This window comes from Metabacillus sp. KJ11-3, assembly GCF_055808295.1.
This window is the reverse complement of sequence record NZ_CM147865.1, coordinates 944340-967463: the sequence shown is the minus strand read 5'-3', so window position 1 is coordinate 967463 and position 23124 is coordinate 944340. Positions and strand designations below refer to the sequence as shown.

Genomic DNA, 23124 nt, shown 5'->3' with positions numbered 1-23124 from the left:
AAGGTGGACAAAGTCCTGAACCCGGTAAAACTGGCGATACTGGAACCATGTACTGTGGCGCAACATATTGCGGTTGATACATGGCAGGTTGCGTTTGTGTTGGCATCTGCATATTTGGAATGTTCGGCATGTTTGGTACATTCGGCATATTTGCCATATCTTTTAAATCCTCCTCATGTTTTTCTTCTGGTAAGTAATATGGCTCTGCTTTTTCTACTTCTGCCTCTTCTTTTGTCATTTCAGGTAACACATTTGCCGGCTTTTGTGGTAAAGGTGGATTAGCCATATTTGGCATCATCGCCATATTCACCGTATAATAATTATTCACATCCATCCCAGTATATACCGGATGTTGAGCATTAGGTACAGGAGGTATAAATGGTTTTGATGGTTTTTCTGTTACAGGCTCTTTTGGAACTGTATCTTCAACATCAACAACTGCCTTTGGCTTTTCTTTTGCAAATGGATGCTCTGCCTTCGGCATTTCCTTCTTAATTGGTGCAGCCTGTTGAATCGGCGCTTCTTTTTTCACTGCAATATTTCCGGAAGGTACTTTAATTTTCATGCCTGGCATAATTAAATCCGGGTTACTTAATTGAGTATTCATACTCTTTAACTCTTCAAAATCAACCCCATATTTTTTAGCAATTTTCCATAAAGTATCGCCTTTTTGGACAATATGAATTTTCAACGCTTTCCCTCCTAAGCAAAGAAATAAATCTACCATCATTTATTCATGATGGAGGAATGAACATAATGATTTTCTTCTTCCAATTCATTGATTTCATTATGTTGAGCAAGTTATAAACAAATGATAATGCCAACAATCTTCATAACAATTTATGAATGGAAAGTAGTGAATATGATAAAAATACTTATAAAAAGTGGATAAACCTATAAAAACAAACTTATTACCATGCATATGAAGATGGCGATAGAAATATTATCCAAACTCAAAAAGAACCGGCCACTTCAATGATAGTGGTCGGTTCTTTTCTCTCTTATACATTCGCTAACATACGATCTAAAGCCAGGACAGCATCATTCGTTATATTGTCCGGCACTGTAATCTGGTTAATAATTTCGCCATTTTCCAGACCTTCTAACGTCCATAAAAGGTGCGGTAGATCAATTCGGTTCATTGTTAAACATGGGCACATAAAAGGATTTAGAGAAATAATCCTTTTGTTTTCATGGTTTTGAATTAATCGATTTACAAGATTCATCTCTGTTCCTATCGCCCATTTTGTTCCTTCTTCTGCCGCTTCTATCATGTCAATAATATACTTTGTGGATCCCGCATAATCAGATAACTCCACAACTTCACGGCTGCATTCCGGATGAACAATAATCTTCATATCCGGTTCTGTTTTACGGATATGTTCAATATTTTTCACTGTGAAATTTTCATGGACTGAGCAGTGTCCTTTCCAAAGAATAACAATAATATCTTCAACATTACCAGTATATTCAAGCTCATTGCTGATCGGATTCCATATCGCCATCCGTTCTAATGGTATACCTAAATCAAAGGCTGTATTTCTTCCTAGATGCTGATCTGGTAAAAATAAAATTCTTTCTTTTTGCTTAAAGGCCCACTCCAACATTTTTTTTGCATTTGAAGAAGTGACCGTTGCCCCACCATTTTTACCAACAAATGCTTTAATAGCAGCTGTGGAATTAACATATGTTAAAGGTAAAATTGTATCTCCAAATATGTTTTGTAGTTTTTCCCAAGCACGATCTGTTTGTTCAATATCCGCCATATCTGCCATAGAACAACCTGCTCTCATGTCAGGGAGAATGACTTTTTGATTTTGGGATGTAAGCATGTCCGCTGTTTCAGCCATAAAGTGAACACCGCAAAAAACGATAAATTCTGCTTCTTTATTTAATGCTGCCGCCTGTGCCAGCTGCAGGGAATCTCCAGTCACATCGGAAAATTGGACAACCTCATCTTTTTGATAATGATGTCCTGGAATATATAGCTTTGAGCCAAATTTTTGCTTTATTTCGCGGACTCGTTGTTCCATTTCCTCTATTGTTAAGTTCTTATAGGTTTCAGGCATCATTTCTCTTTTTTCATGTTCTAAAATATCCAGTAATTCCATCTTCCATTCCCCCTATTTAACGTTCAAACTAATGTCCAATGATTGATATGAATGAGTCAGCATCCCTAAGGAAATATAATCTACATTTGTGTTTCTATAGTCAGCAAGATTATGAAACCCAATGCCTCCTGATGCTTCTGTAATAATTGATTTTGGTGTGATCTCAACGAATCTTGCCACTTCATCAGGTGATCGATTATCAAACATAATAACATCTGCTCTTGCATCAATTGCTTCATGAAGTTGTTCTTCCGTCTCAATTTCAACTTCAATCTTTACCATATGGCCTGTTTGATTCCTTACTTTTTTTACAGCATTTGAAATTGAACCAGCAAATGCAATGTGGTTATCTTTTATCATCACTCCATCGTAAAGTCCAAATCGGTGATTAAAACCTCCACCGCAACGAACCGCATATTTCTCAAACATTCTAAAGCCTGGCGATGTTTTTCTGGTGTCGCAAATTCTCGTGTGATTAGAATTTAGCTTCTGAACAGCTGTATTGGTTAAGGTAGCAACCCCGCTCATTCGTTGTAAGATATTTAAAATCACACGTTCACCACTTAAAATAACAGAAACAGGGCCCTTGATTTCAGCGATGATGTCTCCTTTCTTTACTTTTTCTCCATCTTGTTTTTTTACATTTACTTGAAGATCCGTTTGGAACAAAGAATAACCCATTCCGATTATATCTGCTCCTGCAAAAAGACCATCTTCTTTTGCTAATATAATTGCTTCACCATTGGATTCCTTACCAAAAACCATTTGACTGGAGATATCAATTTCTCCAAGATCCTCTAAAAAAATTCTTCCAACTTCTTTTTTATTTTGATCGTATGCATGTTAAACCCCCACAAACATTTCGGATTTTGTGATCTTTACTTGTTTTCTTTGCCAATCATGATCATTTCGTTTAGGATAATCGATTCGATAGTGTCCGCCTCTACTTTCCGTTCTTTTAAAAGCAGACGTTGCAATAATCCAGCCGATTGTTAACATATTGATGACTTCTATTTCATTTATTGTGAAAGTCTTCACATTAATATTTTGACCAGATAGTTGATCCCGGTATTTCTCAAACCACTTTATTGCAAACTGCAATCCTGTAGTAGACCTTTGAATTCCAACATATGTGGTCATGATTTCTTGTATTTGTTTTTTTGTTGGTAATTTCGGCTTTTCATTTACTTGTTTAGCTGTATTTTTTGTTGTTCTTGACTGAGGTACTTTTGCCGAAATGGATGAGATATAGTTTGCTATCCTTTTTCCAAATACAAGCCCTTCCAACAGGGAATTACTTGCTAATCGATTAGCACCATGTACACCCGTACAAGCTGCCTCGCCTACTGCAAATAGATGTTGAATATTTGTTTCACCATTCTCATTTGTTTTAATCCCACCCATTAAAAAATGCATTCCCGGGGCAACTGGGATCTTACCACCTGCTAAATTAATATCATACTGTTTACAAAGCGCTGTTATCGTTGGAAATCTGGAATTGAAGTTTTTTATTGAGGAAATATCAAGAAATACCTGATTTCCTTTCTCCAACTCATCAAATATCGCTCGTGATACTACATCTCTTGGAGCAAGATCTCCTTGATGGTGGATGGTATGCATAAATGCTTTTCCATTTTGTGTAACTAAAGAAGCACCTTCTCCCCTAACTGCTTCAGAAATAAGGCCAACACACTTTCCGTTAATATGAAGCATTGTTGGATGAAATTGAACAAATTCCATGTCTGCTAACTCAGCACCAGCCCGAAAAGCCATGGCGATTCCATCACCGGTAATGACATCTTTATTTGAGGTTTGACCATAAACCGCACCACAACCTCCACTTGCTATGATGACATGACTTGCAAAATATGAGTTTATTTCACCTTGATTATTTTTCGTGTTAACTCCTTGGCAACAATTTTGCTCTATTATTAAATCTATTGCTATTTCATTTTCAACAATTTGTACGTAAGGTTTTGATTGATAAAATAGAAAACTAGTTAACTCTTTCCCTGTTGCATCTCCGCCAGCATGAATAATTCGATGGTGGCTATGCGCTCCTTCTTTACCGAGTAAAAGCTGTCCCTTTGTATCACAATCAAACTTTACACCTCGTTGAATCCACTCGTTTAATTCTCTAGGACCTTCTTGAACGAGATATTCTACGTTTTTAACGTGATTATGATAACACCCGGCAGCAATTGTATCCTCGAAATGATTTTTCCATGAGTCATTATTAGCAACTGCTGCTGCAATACCGCCTTGAGCAAGCATTGAATTACTTTGTGACCATGAAGATTTCGTGATTATTTTCACATGTTTATGACGTAGATGGTATGCAACAGTTAGAGCCGCAAGTCCACTACCGATTATAATAACATCTGTTTGAGGCATAGCACCCTCCTGTAATTTACACCTGTCTTGACACCTATATTTACATAAATTTAAAATAATGACAAGAGTTTTTATTTATAGTCTGAAAGATTAAGAGAAACCGGGAGTGAATAAATTGATCTATTTTGATTACGCTGCAACAACACCAATGAGCGAAAATGCACTTAATATATATGCAAAAGCTGCAAAAAATGCCTATGGTAACAGCAGTAGCCTTCACGATATTGGAGACATTTCAGCACGTACTCTTTCTGCCTCCAGGAAAGTTATTGCAACGATTATCAATGGACATGAAAAGGGGATTTATTTCACTAGTGGCGGCAGTGAAGCAAATATCTTAACTGTTCAATCTTTATTAAATGGTATTCAGCATAAAAAGCACATTATTACAACAGCAAATGAACATTCGTCACTTCATACGTTCTTTAAAAACCTCGAATCAAAGGGCTATGAAGTTTCGTATTTAAAGCCGAATCAGCAAGGTATTATGACACGTAACCAGATTCAAAGTGAAGTACGTAAGGATACAGCCCTGGTTTCCATTCAGCACGGAAATTCCGAAATTGGCACCATTAATCCTATCGAAGATATTGGCCAATTTTTAAGAGAAGAGAAGATTCTTTTTCATAGTGATTGTGTCCAAACGTTCGGTAAAATACCTATTGATGTTACACATATTGATGCGATTAGCATCTCAAGCCATAAAATCTACGGTCCTAAAGGTGTGGGTGCAGCATATATTAGCCCTTCTGTTCATTGGGAGCCACTATTACCCGGAACGACCCATGAATCAGGCTTCCGGCCCGGCACCGTAGACGTTCCGGCTATAGCAGCTTTCGCTACAGCTGCCAACGATATTTCAAAAGATCAACAAAAGGTGTATGATCATTTTGTCCAATTAAAAAATCAACTTATTGAGTTTCTAGAGCCTTATCACGATAAAATCAATTTAATAAATGCTCATTTACCATACACACTGCCAAATATCCTTCCCTTTCTTTTTAATGGAATTGAGGGGCAATATGTCATGTTGGAAGCAAATCGTTTTGGTATAGCCATTTCAACAGGAAGTGCATGTCAAGTTGGCATGCAGGCACCTTCACGTTCTATACTGGCTATAGGGTATACTGAACAGCAAGCGAAACAATATGTTAGAATCTCTTTAGGCAAGGACACAACATATTCACAAATTGAGAAACTAAGTAAAGTACTGATCAACATTGTTGAAAACTTTCGAAAGTGAAAGGAAGATAAAATGAATTCCGGGAAATTACTAGGGGAAGAAAGAAGAAATCTATTACTGGATAAATTATTAAAAGCAAGCAAACCCATTACAGGTGGTGAGCTTGCTGCATTTGCTAATGTAAGCAGACAGGTGATTGTTCAAGATATTTCATTGTTAAAAGCAAAAAAACACCCTATTATCGCAACAAGTCAAGGGTACGTGTATTTAGAAAAAAATAAACAAGATCAGCCATTAGTGGAAAGACTGATTGCTTGTAAGCATTCACCTACAGATACAAAAGAAGAATTAAATATTCTTGTTGACCATGGTGTCTTTGTAAAAGATGTCATCGTTGAGCATCCTGTCTATGGGGATTTAACTGCCTCTATTAGAGTTGGAAATCGTATTGAAGTAGAGGAATTTATAAAAAAGATCAGCCTAAACAAGGCCTCCTATCTTTCACAATTAACTGAAGGACTGCACTTGCATACATTACAAGCAGATTCAATTGATAAACTTGACCGTGCTTGTCATGATTTAGATAAGGCAGGAATTTTGGTAAAGGAAGAGGATAATTAGTTATAAAAAGGGGAGCGCCGCAAAATGACTATTCACCCAATTTGCGGCGTTTATTTATGTTTCTATAAAAAGGGATGGTTAGACACCTTCTTCAATTTCCTGGCGTATAAAATAAGCCTCATAAGTACCTAACAGCTTTACTCCGCAACCTAAAGCCTCTAACTCGGCAATCGCTCCCGGAATCAGCACCTCATCAACTCTCATATCGATATCTATTATAAAGAAATAATTCCCTAAGCCTGTTTTCATAGGTCTTGATTCTATTTTCGATAGATTTAGCTTTCGCCACGTAAAAGCCGATAAAACTTGATGAAGAGCACCTGACTGATCAGACGGTAACGTCACCATGAGTGTTGTTTTTTCTTTTTCAGCTGTAAGCTTCTTGCTAGGATATTTACCATCAACTGTTGGATGTACAATTGCAAACCGGGTATGATTATAATGATAATCATGAATATTGGGTTGTACGATCTCTAAGCCATATTCCTTAGCTGCAAGTTTATTTGCTATGGCTGCCACTAATTCTTCAGAATTATTTTTTACATATTGAGCAGCTGCCCCTGTGCTTGTTGCATAATCATATGTAATCCCCTTAAAGTTTTTATGCAAAAATTTATGACATTGCGCAATGGCATGGGAATGAGAATATACACGAGAAACATTTCTCCAAGCCTCTTTATTAGAAGGATGTACCATAAAATGTTGCTCAATTGGTGATACTATTTCACCGACAATATATAAGGGTTGTTCATGTATTAAATAATCGATTGTTAAATTAACAGAGCCCTCAAGTGCATTTTCTGTCGGTACAACAGCTAAATCAATTACACCCTCCGCCACAGCATCAATACATTGAGGAATGGTTGAATAGGCAATCTGCTCAATTTCGTCACCGAAATATGATTGCACAGCTAAGTGGGTAAATGTTGCTCTTGGACCTAAAAATCCTACTCTAATTGACAACTATCTTCAACTCCTTATGCTCCCTGACCTAAAATCTCAACTTTCTCTACAAACTCTAAACGCTTTAATTTTGCCATTAAGTGATTGATATCTTCATTCATTCCATTCGTATTGAGAGATAATGTCACATTGGCTCTCCCCTGTATCGGGATTGTCTGATGAATCGTCAGGACATTACAGCCTGCATTTGCAACGACTGACAACAATTGTGAGAGTGTTCCGCTCCGATCTTCTAAATGGAAAAAAAGGGTGATTAATTTTTCCTTTACCATTGTATGAAATGGGAAGACAGCATCACGATATTTATAAAAAGCACTGCGACTCATATCTACCCGTTGAACCGCTTCTGCAACTGAGTCAACCTTGCCTCGTTCAATTAATTTCTTTACTTCAAGCGTTTTTTTCATTGCTTCCGGAAGTATATCTTCTCTCACTAAATAAAAGGTATCATCCTTCATGTTTTCCCTCCCACAATTTTCTCAATGTAGATAATTTATCACAATATTGGCTAAATTTCTTCTATTTTCCTAAGAAAAACAGAAGTTTGTCCAAAATTCAACATATGTATGTGGTTCATACGTAAAAAGAGAGCCGTATTCAGCCCTCTTCTTAGTCTTCTATGTTATTCTACAAATTCAAATTCATAATCCAATAATTTTACGATATCCCCATCTTCTGCACCACGTGCTCTTAGTGCTTCATCAACCCCTAAGCCACGAAGCTGTCTGGCAAACCGTCTAACTGACTCCTCGCGTGAGAAATCTGTCATTTTAAATAATTTCTCAATCTTCTCACCTGTTAACACATAGGCACCTTCACTATCACGAGTAATAGCGAAATTCGGTTCTTCTTTCTTGAATTCGTATACCACACGGTTTTCTGTTTCCTCTTCTTCATAAAGCGGGAACTCCGGTGTCTGTTCGATTGCATCTGCTACCGCATATAAAAGCTCTCGAACACCATCTCTTGTGATTGCCGAAATTGGGAAAATTTGAAGTTCTTCATCAAGCTTTTTCTTAAATTCAGCGAGATTTTCTTCTGAATCAGGCATGTCCATTTTGTTGGCAACAATAATCTGTGGTCGCTCTGTTAATCGTAAATTATATTCTTTAAGCTCTGCATTAATTGTTAAATAGTCTTCATAGGGATCTCTTCCCTCTAGACCGGACATATCAATAACATGTACAATGACACGTGTACGTTCGATATGCCTTAAAAATTGATGACCTAATCCAACACCTTGATGCGCACCTTCAATTAGTCCGGGTAAATCAGCCATAACAAAGCTTCGACCATCTTCTGTTTCTACCATTCCGAGGTTGGGAACAAGAGTTGTAAAGTGATACTCTGCAATTTTCGGTTTTGCAGAAGATACAACCGATAGCAACGTAGATTTCCCTACACTCGGAAAACCAACCAATCCAACATCTGCGAGAACTTTTAATTCTAAAATAACATTGCGTTCTATACCGGGCTCACCATTTTCTGAAAGCTCCGGAGCAGGGTTTGCGGGTGTAGCAAAACGTGAGTTTCCACGTCCACCACGTCCACCTTTTGCAATAACAGCCTGCTGCCCATGCTCTGTTAAGTCAGCGATAACCTGTCCTGTTTCTTCATCTGTCACAACTGTTCCAGGCGGAACTTTTACGATCATTGGCTGTGAATTTTTACCGTGCTGATTTTTTGACATTCCATGTTCCCCACGCGGAGCTTTAAAATGACGCTTGTAACGGAAGTCCATTAACGTACGTAATCCTTCTTCTACTTCAAAGACTACGTCCGCTCCGTTTCCACCGTCACCACCTGCTGGTCCACCCTTTGGAACATACTTTTCACGACGGAATGCAACCATACCGTTTCCACCGTCGCCACCTTTTACATAAACCTTGACCTGATCGACAAACATTTGTCTTCCTCCGTTCTATATAACCCTCATAAAGAAGTATCCTTCTTTACCTTAGATTCTCGTATCATTTAGTGATACTGTTAATGTGATTTGATATGTACCAATAGCAATTTCCTCTATACAAATTGGACTATGGTCATTATTTTGAAACCATGATGTAACTTGTTCTTTCCCTTTTATTATTCCTTCAAAATCAAAAAAGAAACGCACAGTTTCTCTTGATGTATGTCCAGTATGTAATGTAATACAGACGCGATTTTCACCAGAATAATCAACTACATGATCCAGTATTTCCAAAAACTTTTTACTCCATTGGGTGATTGGTTTATCATATTGAGCAATATTTCTTGTCTCTCCCAGTACCTCATATTCCAATAAAAAATGATGGTTACTCCAATTAAAGGTCATCAGGTAACTAGCAAAAAGTGGTAGTTGCAAATTGCACAGTTTTGATTCCTGTTGCGCTTCAATGACAATCTCTTCAAGAATTTCTTGGACACGATCGTATTTTTGCAAAGAAAGATTTCCCTTAATTAATTGCAATTTGTTCATCCAATCATGACGTGAATGACTTAAAATATTAACGATATCTATTTCATTTTGTTTATTTTCCATACATTTTCTCCTACTAGGTTATTTTCATCAAGGAGTTAATTACCGTATTTAGGCTGTATTAAAAATTATAACAAACATTGTTTTGGAAAAGAGCTTTTTAATAAAAACTTTCTATAAAATATCATGGAAATTTATAACGTATCTTTTGCTTAAAACCGGAGTTAATAGAAGATTAGATATAGAAGCATTATGTAGAAATTTGTTTGCCTTCATTAACTAAAATCCATTTAGGAGTTAGCCTCATGAATAAATGAAAAGAAGTCTTTAAAAAAACTCTAACCTGGTGTTAGGCTAGAGTTTTTCATAAGCTTATGCTTCTTGAGCTACTGGATATACGCTAACTTTTTTGCGGTCACGTCCGAAACGTTCGAACTTAACAACACCATCAACTTTAGCAAATAGCGTATCATCACCGCCACGGCCAACGTTTTCACCTGGGTAAATTTTTGTACCGCGTTGACGGTAAAGAATTGAACCACCAGAAACAAATTGACCATCTGCACGCTTAGCACCAAGACGTTTCGAGATAGAGTCACGACCGTTTTTTGTCGAACCTACCCCTTTCTTAGATGCGAAGAACTGAAGATCTAATCTTAACATGAAGTTTCACCTCCTGCTTTATTCATCTGATACCGAGATATATTGTCCATAATCTCTTTCAATTGTTTGGAGAGAGACAACCATACCCTCTAACAATAATTGAACTCTTTCACTTGTAGATCCGTCGAGATTTGAAGGAAGTTTAACTTGTAAAAATCCTCCTTCTCCACCTTGATCAATTTGTGGTTCAATATTTGTTAGTGAAAGTACTGCATTCACAGCACCAAAGGTAACAGCAGAAGCTCCAGCACAAACAATATCTTTGCCGTATTCATCGAATGCAGCATGTCCAGAGAGTGTGAACGATGTGATAAGTCCCTCATTTGAACGATAAATTCTAGCATTTATCATATCAAATCGCCTTACGCGTTGATTTTTTCAATCACAACTTTTGTGTATGGCTGACGGTGACCTTGTTTTTTACGGTAGTTTTTCTTTGCTTTATATTTGAAAACAGTGATTTTCTTTTGACGACCTTGTTTTTCAACTTTCGCTGTAACAGTCGCACCGCTCACAGTTGGGCTACCAACTTGAACGTTGTCACCACCTACAAATAAAACTTTGTCAAACGTTACCGATTCACCTTGGTCAGCACCTAGCTTTTCAACGTAGATTACTTGACCTTCTTCAACCTTGATTTGTTTTCCACCAGTTTCGATAATTGCGTACATTCTCTGCACCTCCTATAAACTAAGACTCGCCAAAATCAGGTGAATGCCTGGCATTGCTTTAAAAACCATGATTTGAGCGGTTGTAGCACGGGTGCGCTACAAGTCATAACATGTTACATAATAACAAATCCTATTAAATTATGCAACTAAATTTTAATTGATTTAATAAGGGAGTGATGACAGCTTTTCCATTAGTAATCGTTCATCACCCATTTGCTTAATCCGATACGTAGGGACCTGTGATAATATCTCTGAGAATAGAATCTTAAATTTCAACATATCTTGAAGCCTTTTTAAGTGTTCTTCATTTGTTCCTTTTAATAAGTCGATGACTTCCCCTGTTGCTTCAATCCACATGGCTTCTTCATCCATAAATTGATATTCCCATAATTCTCTCTCTAATTTATATGCAACAGACTCAGCGGAGGCAATACGCCCTGAGCCACGACATGTTTTACAAAAATCTGTCACATTACTTTCTAACGACTTGCGTATTTTCTTTCTTGTTAGCTGTAATATATTTAATTCTGTAAAGCCGATGACTTTATGCTGAACACGATCCTTATTCATTTCCCGTTTCATCATCTCAAGTATCTTGTATTGATCTTGTTTATGCTTCATATCAATAAAATCAATCAAGATGATTCCACTGAGATTTCTTAACCTAATTTGTTTCGCTATTTCGATAGCAGCAAGTTCGTTCGTTTTCAAAACTGTGTCACGCATCGATAATTTCCCGGAAAATTTTCCGGTATTAACGTCAATAATTGTCATAGCCTCGGTTTGCTCAATTAAGATGTAAGCACCGTTTTTCAACCATACTAAAGGCTTGAGTAATTTTTCGATTTCTTGTTCTATTTTATATGTAGAGAAGATTGCCTCTTTATGTTCATGATATTGAACAGATGTTTTAGGAAAAAGCAGCTTTAGCTGCTGGACCCGTTCAATTTGATCACAAATTAACAAATCCTCATCTTTTATAACGATCTCAGATAAAATCCTGTCAATAAAATGTCTAGATTCGAATACACATATAGGCTTATCATGTGTTTGTTTCTTTACCTCTTTAAATTTCTGTTTTAAATGATCATACTCTTTTTCCAGCTCCACCTTTGATTGTTCCTTAGAAGCTGTACGAAAAAGAATCCCTTCTTGATCCTGTATAAACGTTTGAGCTATATTTAAAAGCCGTTGTCTTTCCTGTTCATCTTGTAGTTTTTTCGAAACGGCCAAATAGTTACCATACGGCATGTAGACAAGTAAATGTCCACCAAATTCAAGGTTCATGGTCAACTTTGGTCCCTTTTGTTCTGTCCCGACTTTAACAACCTGAACGAAAATCTTTTCTCCTTCTTTAATATAATGAGAAATTGATGGATTTGATTCAGATTGATTTGCTTGCTGAAAGCGTATAATGTCGTTTCGGTGAAGGTATCCATTTTGTGATAGTCCGATATCTACAAAGGCTGCCTGCATGCCTGGTAATACCTTTTTTACTCGACCAATATATATGTTTCCAACAATATCGTCTTCAGTGGAATAAGATTGGTGAATTTCTGCTAATTGTTCATGTTCGAAAATGGCGCAGCGGGTTTCTCTGCCTTTTTCATTTATAATTATTTTACGCACGTTATGTTAAACTCTCTCTTTCTTTGGCTTTGTCACTATTTTACTACAGGTTGCTTCTTCTAGCATCTTATCTAAGAAATAAGTGGTTTTGCAAACTGTTCTTTTGGTTAATTAAAGTTGTCAGGATGCTCGTTTCGATCAACCTAAACAGTTTATTCATAGAACTCTTAAGAATATCCATTTTAATAGTCATACACAAGGTCTCCTATTTTAGAGTCTGTTAGTTTATTTGCAAAGTATGCATGTAAAAGTTCATTTTCATCCATTTCTGACACCTTTGTTCCATTTCGTTCAACTATGATTAAGTGTTTGCAGCCGCGTTGGAATTGCAGGAGGACATGGTACACTAATTCAGATTCGTCCACCACAATCGGTTTAATTCTATTTATTTGGGTTTGTTTACCGTAATATCTCTCCATTAAAAAACGTAAACAGCTGTACATTTTATTTTTATGTTCATGATAGAGACTATAAACGAGAAAGGTTGTAATAATCCACATATTTAAATGGGTTGGAGAAAATAAGAGAATAGCTGTTACGTAAAAAGCTAAAAAGATAATAGATGTGATCATCATATAGGAATGAGCTTTTTGGTATGACCAATGTTTTGAAAATATAATAAATAATAGCTTACCACCATCTAATGGCCAAACAGGCAATAAATTAAACAATAAAACGGATACGTTATAAAATGTGAACAATTGATAGTCACTTATATGAATAACCTGAGAGATATAAAGGAGAAAAGCTGCTCCTTGAAGCCATAGATGCTGACATGGTCCTGCAAGTACAACCATGCATTCTTCTCTTAATGAACGATTTCCATGCTCATCAACCTCAGCAACTCCTCCAAAGGGGAGAAGCATAATGGACTTTATCCTCCAAGAAAAAAATGAGCACTGATTGCATGGCCCATTTCATGTACAAAAATAATGATCATTAAGAGAAATAATGGTTTAAAGTTAGCTGTAATGACACTAATTGCAATCATGACCCATAACAAAGGATGTATATGTATTTTTTGGAGAAGTGATAAGTATCTATTCAAATTGTATCACCTGTATTGGGTCAATAAAGGAATCACCCTTTTTGATCGCGAAGTAATAAGTTCCCTTTTGATTTTCTGAAAGTTTAATTTTGCCTAATTCTTTTCCCTTTTCAACAAAATCATAAAGCGGCACATCTATTTTGTCTAGATTTCCATACCAGGATTTAGTACCATCTGCATGCTGCAGGACAATTGTAAGGCCTGTATCTTCTTTTTCACCGGCCTCTATAATAATTCCTTCATTCATTGCTTCAACAGAAGGCCGATTCGTTTCCACCATAATTCCTTGACCATTATCTTTAAACGATTCCAGCACCTTCCCTGATGCAGGAACAGCAAGTTGGGCCACCTCTGTTTCATTTTCTGCTTTTTCATTGTCATTCGTGGCATTGTTAAACAAAGCTAATGGTTCACCGAACTGATCTCGATACCATTTGGATACAGTCGCAAATTGAAATTCTTCTTCAAGCGAGTAGTGTACAACTTCTTTCGCCTTATCAAACAGCGGAGATCCATTTTTAAAGACGATAGCTGTTATTAATACCAATACCGCTGAAAATAAGATTTTGAAGATAAAAACTTCGGTACGGAAAAGTGGGTGGGCTCCTCTTTGATTTCCTGGGCCACCTCCTTCATAGGTAGGGGGTGAATATACACCGCCATATCGCTCTTCCTCACTCATAAAAAGTGATGTTCTTTGTGATGTCTCGTTGGTTTGACTACCTACTATTCCTCGATCTCGTTTTCTTTTTGCAATTCTTTTTCTTATTTCGTCCGCTCGATGACTCATCCCCATCCATCCTTTTAGCAAGTTTGTACAAGTGTATGCCTTGTCCTTTTGGAATATGAATGTTTTTATAGGAGCTAGATAAAGTTGTTTGCTTTAAAGTGAAGATTAAGAAGGAAAAGAAAAAGACTAGAATTCATTTTGAGAAATCTAGTCTAGAATCTATGTATCTATGAATGTATGTTTTAAACACGAACACCAAAAAATCTTTTCAACTTAACAAGCATCCCTTTGTTTGGTTCATCTAAAGATTGTAATGGAACAGATTCCCCTAAAATACGTCGTGCAATATTTCTGTAAGCAATCGCTGCACGGTTGTTTGGATCCATAGCAATTGGTTCACCATTATTAGATGCTTTAATGACATCGTCGTCATCAGCTACGATTCCAATAAGGTCAATTGATAAATGAGTAACAATTTCGTCCACATCAAGCATGTCCCCATTTTTCACAAGATGATTTCGAATACGATTGATCACTAACTTTGGCGGTTCAATATCCTCTTGCTCTAATAAACCGATGATGCGATCTGCATCACGAACAGCCGATATTTCAGGTGTTGTTACAACAATTGCTTTATCTGCCCCGGCAACTGCATTTTTGTACCCCTGTTCAATACCGGCAGGACAATCGATCACGATATAATCGTAATCCTGTTTTAATTCATTCACCAGTTTTTTCATTTGTTCTGGCTTAACAGCTGTTTTATCACTTGTTTGTGCAGCTGGAAGTAAATATAACAGATCTTCAAAACGTTTATCTTTGACGAGAGCTTGATGCATTTTACAACGACCTTCCACTACATCAACCAAATCATAGATAATACGATTTTCAAGTCCCATTACGACATCAAGGTTTCGAAGACCGATGTCTGTATCTACTAGACAAACCCGTTTGCCTAATATAGCTAAAGCTGTCCCAATATTTGCCGATGTCGTTGTTTTCCCAACGCCACCTTTCCCTGAGGTTATGACAATTGCTTCACCCATTGTTAGATTCCTCCTTCAAACCTTGTTAAATTTGGTCGTAGATGAGTTAGTTGTTGTAATCTCTCAATTACCATTTCTTCATCTTCATTTAAATAAGCACATTCCATCTCAGAACCCTCATGAGGGGTATGATCTGGTGCTCGATTAATGATCTCACCGATTCGCAGTTGTGACGGCTTCATAAGTGAAGCAGCAATCACTGCTTGGTTATTCCCATCATTGCCAGCATGAGCAATCCCTTTTAAAGCACCTAAAACAAAAATATTTCCAGAAGCATTTACTTCTCCACCAGGATTAACATCCCCAATGAGCAGTAAATCTCCCTTTACTTTTAAAATTTGCCCGGAACGAACGATTTTGGTTACCGGCACAATTTCTGTTTCTTTTTTTAATCTCAATGCCTCATCTTTTGTAATGACATTGCTTTCTATTGATTCAACTAAAAGATTTCGCTTTTGTTTTATAACTGTTTCTAGTTTTTCTCGCTGATTCGCATTAATTAAACGGTTTCCAACCTTAACATTTACTCCAATAACAGGACCAGTTTGTTGAACATACTGTTTTAAAGATAGCATTTCCTCTAACTCTTGGAGCAATTGGTCAAAAGAACATGAATCATCGAGATGCAACGTTAAGCCATCTTTCGTGCCTTTAATCGTAACATATTGTTGTTTTTGGACCTTCATGACGTTCACCTCAACGATTTTACTATTCGACAGAACTGCCCGAATTCCTTTTTTTACGAGATAATTAGTAATCATTTTTTCTTATAGTTACTCATTTATCTTGTTTTTTTGTACAATCATCCACACATATTATTAATCTTCTGATTCAGCTTTTTTTAATTTCGTTAAAAACGACTTGAGCGGAAAAATAAAGAGTAACGCAAAAATGAAGTTTAGCCCAAGGGTTGTAAGTAACCTTTTGGTTGTAAAATCGTATAACGACATTTCGGTGGCACCAATTGCGTAATTAATGCCATATACGTAAAATTCCAGTATAGCGATGGCAAGAGTCGACAAAAAGATGACAATCAAAACATGTTTATGGAGCACCTTCATCGCCTTTGAAACTAGATAAGCAAGAAAAGCATAGGAAAAAAGATAGATCCCTATTACTTCAATATAGACCACGTCATGTAAAAAGCCAAATATTAACCCGAATAACATACCTTGTGTCCGATTTAAATACACCGTAATAAAGATAACAAAGACCAGCAAAAATCTAGGTATATATAAATAATCTTCACCAAAAAAGGAAATGTTCACAAGTTGAGCGAAGGTACTTTCACATATAAAGACAAAAAGAACTAGAAAGGGAAGAATAAAACGTCTCAAAATTATTCCTCCTCTTCCTCGGCTAGCGCGTCAACAGGATCCTCAGATGAGGCAACACGATCTGCTACCCATACCCGATCAACATCATAAAAATCTGCTGTTGGTTTAATATAAGCCATTTGCTCTAACCCATATGAATCAGGCTCTACTTCCATTATTTCTCCAATTAAAATTCCTCGTGGAAAAACTCCACCCTTACCGGATGTTATGACTTTTTGACCTTCAACAAGCTTTACATCAGACTCAATTTTTCGTAGTAAAAGGGCGCCTTTTTCTTTGTCATACCCCTCTATTAAGCCTGTTACGGTTTCATTGCTTTTGGTTGTCTCTTTGTTTTCATCTTTATTTTCTTCTTCATTCTCTTTCACTTCTGCCGGCTGTACCTCAGCTGAAATTCTATTTTTTAAATCTGTTGCACTTAATAACTGGACTGTTGAAGAAAATTGAGAAGTTGATTTCACTTTCCCAATCAAACCTTGTGCTGTTACAACAGCCATATTTGGCTCGACGCCGTCTTGTTCACCTTTATCAATTGAGATATAGTCATACCATTTATCAGGATTCCGCCCTATAACAGCTGAATAAATAGGATTGTATTTTCGTAAATCTGAGACTTCTCCCAGCTCAATTTTCAATTTTTCATTTTCAACTTTATAATCTTGAAGATCTGCCTCGAGCTGCATATACTCATCGAGCCTGCTTTTTAATAGCTCATTTTCTTCGTATGTATTTTTAAGGTCTTTTATATTACCAAAAACATTTGATACATATGTAGCAGGTTTATGAAAAATAGACTGAAAAACACTTACCGTATCTTGTAAGAATTGCTCTGGCCATGACAGCTGTCGGTCGTCCTTTAACGAAAAACCAATTAATGACACTAACACAATAACACTAACAAGTAACAAGATTAGGCGTTTGTTTAGAAAAAACTGTGGCATGATGAACACCTTCTTATTTACAATTTAAAAACACACCGGCACGTGTACGTGTAAGCAGAATATCCTTACATCCAATTACCGGTGTTTCAAAACTTATTTCGCGATTTACTTAACGGCTGTCTCTTGCTTTATTTTTAAACAGATGAATGTGTTCTAACGCTTTACCAGTTCCAATGGCAACACAATCCAACGGATCTTCGGCAATCAATACCGGCATATTGGTTTCTTCCCCGATGACTTTATCAAGATTTCGGAGCAATGCTCCACCACCAGTTAACACAATTCCTCTGTCCATAATATCTGCAGCAAGTTCTGGGGGAGTTTTTTCCAATGTATTTTTTACAGTGTCTACAATTGTATATACTGTATCTTTTAAAGCTTCTGCAATTTCTGCTGCTGTAATTTCAATGGTTTTAGGTAATCCGGTTAAAAGATCGCGTCCTCTGATGTCCATGTTTTCTACACCGTCTGGTGAACCAGCTGATCCTATTTCAACCTTTATAGCTTCAGATGTACGATCACCAATCATTAAGTTATATGTTTTTCGAATGTAAGTAGTAATCGCCTCATCCATTTCATCTCCTGCGACACGAATAGATTGACTTGTTACGATACCGCCAAGTGATATGATGGCTACTTCTGTTGTACCTCCACCGATATCAACAACCATGCTACCCGTTGGCTCCCAAACAGGTAAATTAGCCCCAATAGCGGCAGCAAACGGCTCCTCAATTGTATAGGCATCTCTGGCTCCTGCTTGTCTTGTTGCATCAATAACGGCTCTTTCCTCAACAGCGGTAATTCCAGATGGTACACATACCATGACATAAGGCTTTCTTGCGAATACACCTTTCGTCGTTGCTTGCTTAATATAGTACTTCATCATCGTAGCAGTTGTTTCATAATCTGCAATAACTCCGTCTTTCATAGGTCGAAGGGCCACAACATTTCCAGGCGTACGACCGATCATATTTTTCGCATCATTACCTACAGCTACAATTTGCTTTGTGTCTGTTTGCAGTGCCACAACTGATGGCTCACGAACAACAATTCCTTTTCCTTTTACAAATACTAGCGTATTTGCAGTCCCTAAATCTATCCCGAGGTCTCTTGTCCCAATTCCGAACATAGGGTGTATCTTCCTTTCTGAAACGAATGTACTTTTTACTTATTATTTTCAGGAAAATTGACAGAATACAACTTTCTTCTTTGTTAGATTAACGTGCGTGTCAAAACAAACCAATGTGGATTTCACGTTTTGACATGTTTCCTCACTCTTCCCCAAAACAAAGAGTCTTTTGGTTCTTTCCTAAAAAAACTCATAAATCTTATTATATCGTAATTACTCAAAAAAAAAGTATTAGATATAGCCTTTTTCTTTCAAACTTACATATTTTTGTTCACCGATGATAAGATGGTCCAAAAGTTCTATCCCTAACATCTTTCCACACTCAGTTAGACGCTTCGTCACTTCGATATCCTCCCGGCTTGGTGACGGATCTCCGGAAGGGTGATTATGTATACAAATTAAAGAAGCAGCAGACCGCTTCAAAGCTTCTTTGAATACCTCCCGCGGGTGAACGATCGATGCATTAAGACTGCCGATGAACACTGTTTGTTTATGAAGAACTTGGTTTTTGGTGTTTAAATACAAGCAGACAAAGTGTTCTTGACTTAAAAAACGCATTTCTTCCATGACATAATTGGCTCCGTCTTGTGGAGAGCGAATGACAAACCGATCATCATATGTTAATCGATTCATACGTCTGCCCAACTCTAAAGCAGATAAGATTTGCACAGCTTTTGCTGTTCCAATGCCTGAGATCGTTGTAATTTCCTCGACTGATGCATCCTTTAACATTCTCAATCCTTCAAAATGCTTTAACAATTTCTGTGACAATTCCAAGACCGATTCCTTTTTCGTACCAGTTCGGAGCAGTATAGCTAATAACTCCTGGTTTGACAGCTTATCAGCTCCTTCATTTAAAAGACGCTCTCTTGGTCGTTCATCTTGTGGGAAATCCCGGATTTTAAAGGTTGACGGTTCCATTTATCCTCCTTCGTTTCCCCTTCTGCTCATAAACTTTTCTCTATGTGTACTATCATGTTCCTACACTATAGTTTTATGCCATGGATGACTTAAATAAGTTAGGTGCTACCACTTAAAACCTGCATGCAGAAGTTCTCTTTTTGTTCTAGCAATAGGTAAACCCATTACAGCATAATAATCACCTTTTATCTCTTTCACTAAAAGTGCACCAAATCCTTGTATACCGTAGGCCCCTGCCTTATCCATCGGTTCTCCTGTATTAATATAATCTTCGATTTCTCTTTGAGATAATGAATAAAATGTGACACTTATTTGTTCACAAAAGGAATGGTGATTTGCATTGTGAAAAATTGAAACACCTGTATACACCTCATGTGTTTGTCCTGAAAGCATTGTCAGCATTTCCCGTGCTTCCTGTTCATTTTTTGGCTTTCCAAGCATTTTCCCTTGGTACACAACAAGGGTATCAGAACCTATGACATAGAAATTCGGTTTTGTTTTTGCAACACTTTCCGCTTTTTGTTGGGCCAATGACTGAACCATGTCTGCAGGATGAAGATTCTCGTCTACAACCTCCTCAACCTCACTATTTATCACTTCAAAAGGAAGTTGCAGAAGCTCTAGAAGTTCTTTTCTACGGGGAGAAGCTGAAGCTAAAATGAGGTTTGAATTCATGTGTAAAACATCCTTTCTTCGTTTCAGATTAGAAGATACTTCTATATCTTACCAAATGAGGTTTTTTTGGACAATTTTTCATTTTTAAATTTTGTGTATAGAAAAGCGCAAGCTCATTGTACAGCCTAGGGCAAATAAGATACAAATGAATAGTAGACGTTCTTTGTCTGCACTTCATTTGCCGCTAGACCTTAGAGGGGCTAGACGCTGGATCTGGGTATTAAAAATAAGTATAAATTTTATACTTTCTTACCTTATAAAAAAACAACCCCAAATCTCCTCTATATGTAGATAAAGGAGCTTTGGAGCTGTATTAATTACCCTGTAAGGTTTGAACAACGTCAAGGATGGATTGTTGTGCTTCCCAGCCTTTATTTTCCTTAATATTTGCTGAAGCTTGAGATAACTTTTCAATTAAATTTTTTTCATTATCATTTCCTGTTTCAATTGCTTTCAATTGTTGTTCTATTTTTGTCAGTTCATCAGCATTAACACTCTGATTATTCGTTACAGCTGCTGACAATGCAGCTAACGTTGTAATGGTGCTTACCCAATCTTCAGGTGTTTTTGTAGTTGAAATGGACAGAGATAGCTGCTTCCCTCCCCAAAAATCCGGAAATTGCTGTTGTTTATATTGTTCATTCATGGAACTAGTTTCTGTTTTTTCTTTACCTAATCCTGCTAACACCGTAAAGGAGCCATCAGTTTCAATAACGGATGAGGCCAGCCCCTTTCCTTTAATTTCCGCGGCTATAGTTTCCGCTCCTTCTTTTGACGAGAAAATTCCACCTTGTACCGCATAAAGCTGCAATGATGCTGTTGAAGTGGCAGTGCTTGTCGGCTGATCGTCATCTTTTTGCTCAGAAGGATTAGCAGCTTCTGAATCATCTGTCACAATGACGTCTGTTGGAGTAGTTGCAGCTGGCATATCATCATTTGACAAGAAATTTAAAGCAATATATCCAAATCCGACCCCAAGTCCCACAGCTAACAATACAATCGTCGTCATCTGCTTCATCGGAAAACCAAGATTACGGCTGGTTTTCTTTTTAGGAGAATATTGAAATGGCGTCACATTTTGATTTGATAATACTTTCTTCTTCTTAGAGGGTATAACAACTTTTGGATCCTCTTCAAAAACAGGATCATCCTCTGGTAAGAGCCATGGAAAATCATCTTCTTCTTTTTTGGCAGAAGCCATTTCTTTTTCGGCTTTACGTTTTTCTTCCCATAAGGATATTTGGTATTGATCATTTGTTTCCTTTGTTTCTGATAAGGGACGGTCCTTTCCATTTATTTTAATTTTCACAGTATCTGAGGTCTGCTTGTCCATATGCCTACCACCCTTCTTATAGCACGAGCATTCATATTGATCTTATGCTAACAAAAGCACACAAAAAAAGAACAAGACATTTGTCGTCTTGTCCATAATATTTTCCGCCATTTTCTGACAGTTTGCTACTCATCTTCATTTACTTATTTTTGTAAACGCCTATAACACATGGATTTCACAAGATTTTTATTCGACAATCTATCCAATCCCCTCCGAAGAACAATTTTTAAAAGAATCAGTAAACAATTATGGCTCAAAACTACTAAACTCTTTTAAAAAAAGTAAGGAATGAAAATTGCTACATACAACTGAATTAGATACTGACCATAGAAATAAGATATTAAAGCACCAAGCACGAGAAATGGACCAAAAGGAAAAGGTTTTCCCGTTTTAATAAAGCCCATCATCATTCCCATAATCCCAATAACTGTGCCGATTAATATAGCTAGAAAAAAACTTAATAAAACAAGTTTCCATCCTAAAGCAAGCCCAAAAACAGCCAATAGCTTCATATCGCCACCACCCATGCCTCCACGACTAATTAAAATAACGACAAGCGGCACAAAGATTCCAAATACTAAACCTGCAAAAGGATCCCACCAAGGATCTGTTGGAATAATAAGCCGTTCTCCTAAAAATAAAAATAGAAAAATTGCATTTACTTTATCAGGGATTATCATATATTTTAAATCAGAAACAATTACAATCATACATAACGATATAAGAGTCCAGGAGATAACCAATTCTTTTGACCATCCCACCAATAGCGGTGAAATCGTAAAAAGAATTGCAGTGAGAAACTCGATTGTAGGATATAAAGGTGAAATAGATGACTTGCAGTTTCGGCATTTACCATTTTGAAATAGGTAAGATAGTATTGGGATTAATTCAACTACTGATAGTTTTTTGTTACATACTGAGCAGGCTGAACCAGGGTATGTGATCGATTTTTTTAATGGAACGCGTAGTCCTACAACATTGTAAAAGGAGCCGAGGACAGCACCTAGGATGAAGATGTAGGCGTGTAGAATGAAGGGTGTTAGCATTTCAAGGGCTCCTTTTCAATAGAAAGATACACAATAACTATACTCTAATTACTAGAAATTAATACTTTTTCGACTACCTCTGCATCCTCCCAGTCTATCAAAATCTCCGTTTTTTAAAATACGAATTGTAGGTCAATTATACCAATTCAACAAACAGAATATAATGAATTTATATAATCTTTACAAAAAGATAACAAATTAGTCGATAACTATGTAGGTAATATG

At 36.9% G+C, this 23124-nt stretch carries 22 protein-coding genes, 3 pseudogenes and 1 other annotated feature; of the genes and pseudogenes, 2 read left to right on the top strand and 23 right to left on the bottom strand.

Going from position 1 to position 23124, the window contains the following annotated elements; all coding sequences use genetic code 11:
• Nucleotides 1-540 precede the first annotated feature (540 nt).
• The 4 genes and pseudogenes from safA to nadB form a co-directional block, all read right to left on the bottom strand.
• Nucleotides 541-691, bottom strand: a pseudogene (safA, locus tag AC0L8O_RS04945) (SafA/ExsA family spore coat assembly protein); the annotation flags it as partial.
• A 310-nt stretch (nt 692-1001) separates the two neighbouring features.
• Nucleotides 1002-2102 carry a quinolinate synthase NadA gene (gene nadA / locus AC0L8O_RS04940; RefSeq protein WP_473448665.1) on the bottom strand — a complete coding sequence of 367 codons (1101 nt, stop codon included), beginning with the start codon at nt 2100-2102 and terminating at the stop codon, nt 1002-1004.
• A 21-nt stretch (nt 2103-2123) separates the two neighbouring features.
• Nucleotides 2124-2953, bottom strand: a pseudogene (nadC, locus tag AC0L8O_RS04935) (carboxylating nicotinate-nucleotide diphosphorylase).
• Nucleotide 2954: 1 nt separating this feature from the next.
• Nucleotides 2955-4505: an L-aspartate oxidase gene (nadB, locus tag AC0L8O_RS04930; RefSeq protein WP_473446825.1), complete on the bottom strand. Its 1551-nt coding sequence runs from the start codon at nt 4503-4505 to the stop codon at nt 2955-2957.
• A 148-nt stretch (nt 4506-4653) separates the two neighbouring features.
• Here nadB and AC0L8O_RS04925 point away from each other — a divergent pair, with 148 nt between their 5' ends.
• On the top strand, nt 4654-5748 hold the full coding sequence (locus AC0L8O_RS04925; protein WP_473448662.1) for an IscS subfamily cysteine desulfurase: 1095 nt from the start codon (nt 4654-4656) through the stop codon (nt 5746-5748).
• Between the two features lie 12 nt (nt 5749-5760).
• The gene (locus tag AC0L8O_RS04920; RefSeq protein WP_473446824.1) at nt 5761-6309 is read left to right on the top strand and encodes a 3H domain-containing protein; all 549 of its coding nucleotides are present in this window, start codon (nt 5761-5763) and stop codon (nt 6307-6309) included.
• Between the two features lie 78 nt (nt 6310-6387).
• Here AC0L8O_RS04920 and pheA read toward each other — a convergent pair whose 3' ends face one another.
• The 19 genes and pseudogenes from pheA to AC0L8O_RS04825 all read right to left on the bottom strand — a co-directional run bounded on the left by pheA (nt 6388) and on the right by AC0L8O_RS04825 (nt 22899).
• Nucleotides 6388-7266 (bottom strand): prephenate dehydratase, encoded by an 879-nt coding sequence (gene pheA / locus AC0L8O_RS04915; protein WP_026558617.1) that lies wholly within the window; start codon nt 7264-7266, stop codon nt 6388-6390.
• 20 nt (nt 7267-7286) lie between these two features.
• On the bottom strand, nt 7287-7730 hold the full coding sequence (locus AC0L8O_RS04910; RefSeq protein WP_026558616.1) for an ACT domain-containing protein: 444 nt from the start codon (nt 7728-7730) through the stop codon (nt 7287-7289).
• Between the two features lie 164 nt (nt 7731-7894).
• Nucleotides 7895-9178, bottom strand: coding sequence for a GTPase ObgE (gene obgE / locus AC0L8O_RS04905; protein ID WP_473446823.1), 1284 nt, complete (start codon nt 9176-9178; stop codon nt 7895-7897).
• 51 nt (nt 9179-9229) lie between these two features.
• Complete coding sequence (locus AC0L8O_RS04900) at nt 9230-9793, bottom strand: Spo0B C-terminal domain-containing protein (RefSeq protein ID WP_473446822.1); 564 nt, start codon at nt 9791-9793, stop codon at nt 9230-9232.
• A 309-nt stretch (nt 9794-10102) separates the two neighbouring features.
• Entirely contained in the window at nt 10103-10393 is a 291-nt protein-coding gene (gene rpmA / locus AC0L8O_RS04895) for a 50S ribosomal protein L27 (RefSeq protein WP_026558613.1), read from the bottom strand.
• 18 nt (nt 10394-10411) lie between these two features.
• On the bottom strand, nt 10412-10744 hold the full coding sequence (locus tag AC0L8O_RS04890) for a ribosomal-processing cysteine protease Prp (protein WP_473446821.1): 333 nt from the start codon (nt 10742-10744) through the stop codon (nt 10412-10414).
• 11 nt (nt 10745-10755) lie between these two features.
• Nucleotides 10756-11064 (bottom strand): 50S ribosomal protein L21, encoded by a 309-nt coding sequence (rplU, locus tag AC0L8O_RS04885; protein WP_026558611.1) that lies wholly within the window; start codon nt 11062-11064, stop codon nt 10756-10758.
• Nucleotides 11065-11076: 12 nt separating this feature from the next.
• Nucleotides 11077-11156 (bottom strand) — a sequence feature (ribosomal protein L21 leader region).
• 70 nt (nt 11157-11226) lie between these two features.
• A complete protein-coding gene (locus tag AC0L8O_RS04880; RefSeq protein ID WP_473446820.1) occupies nt 11227-12693 on the bottom strand; it encodes an Rne/Rng family ribonuclease in 1467 nt (488 codons plus the stop codon).
• A 182-nt stretch (nt 12694-12875) separates the two neighbouring features.
• Nucleotides 12876-13741 (bottom strand): annotated as a pseudogene (locus AC0L8O_RS04875) (M50 family metallopeptidase).
• Entirely contained in the window at nt 13734-14531 is a 798-nt protein-coding gene (locus AC0L8O_RS04870) for a peptidoglycan DD-metalloendopeptidase family protein (RefSeq protein WP_473446819.1), read from the bottom strand. Before AC0L8O_RS04870 ends, AC0L8O_RS04875 begins: the two are co-directional and overlap by 8 nt.
• Before the next feature lie 182 nt (nt 14532-14713).
• Nucleotides 14714-15517 (bottom strand): septum site-determining protein MinD, encoded by an 804-nt coding sequence (minD, locus tag AC0L8O_RS04865; protein WP_026558607.1) that lies wholly within the window; start codon nt 15515-15517, stop codon nt 14714-14716.
• Nucleotides 15518-15519: 2 nt separating this feature from the next.
• Nucleotides 15520-16203: a septum site-determining protein MinC gene (minC, locus tag AC0L8O_RS04860; protein WP_026558606.1), complete on the bottom strand. Its 684-nt coding sequence runs from the start codon at nt 16201-16203 to the stop codon at nt 15520-15522.
• 132 nt (nt 16204-16335) lie between these two features.
• Nucleotides 16336-16854 carry a rod shape-determining protein MreD gene (mreD, locus tag AC0L8O_RS04855; RefSeq protein ID WP_473446818.1) on the bottom strand — a complete coding sequence of 173 codons (519 nt, stop codon included), beginning with the start codon at nt 16852-16854 and terminating at the stop codon, nt 16336-16338.
• Nucleotides 16855-16856: 2 nt separating this feature from the next.
• Nucleotides 16857-17795, bottom strand: a complete 939-nt coding sequence (gene mreC, locus AC0L8O_RS04850) for a rod shape-determining protein MreC (protein WP_473446817.1) — start codon at nt 17793-17795, stop codon at nt 16857-16859.
• A gap of 109 nt (nt 17796-17904) precedes the next feature.
• Nucleotides 17905-18924, bottom strand: coding sequence for a rod shape-determining protein (locus AC0L8O_RS04845; RefSeq protein ID WP_026558603.1), 1020 nt, complete (start codon nt 18922-18924; stop codon nt 17905-17907).
• A gap of 231 nt (nt 18925-19155) precedes the next feature.
• The gene (gene radC / locus AC0L8O_RS04840) at nt 19156-19845 is read right to left on the bottom strand and encodes a RadC family protein (protein ID WP_026558602.1); all 690 of its coding nucleotides are present in this window, start codon (nt 19843-19845) and stop codon (nt 19156-19158) included.
• Nucleotides 19846-19950: 105 nt separating this feature from the next.
• On the bottom strand, nt 19951-20520 hold the full coding sequence (locus AC0L8O_RS04835; RefSeq protein ID WP_473446816.1) for a Maf family protein: 570 nt from the start codon (nt 20518-20520) through the stop codon (nt 19951-19953).
• 313 nt (nt 20521-20833) lie between these two features.
• Nucleotides 20834-21853 (bottom strand): SPOR domain-containing protein, encoded by a 1020-nt coding sequence (locus AC0L8O_RS04830; protein WP_473446815.1) that lies wholly within the window; start codon nt 21851-21853, stop codon nt 20834-20836.
• 272 nt (nt 21854-22125) lie between these two features.
• A complete protein-coding gene (locus tag AC0L8O_RS04825; protein ID WP_473446814.1) occupies nt 22126-22899 on the bottom strand; it encodes a prepilin peptidase in 774 nt (257 codons plus the stop codon).
• Between the last annotated feature and the right edge of the window lie 225 nt (nt 22900-23124).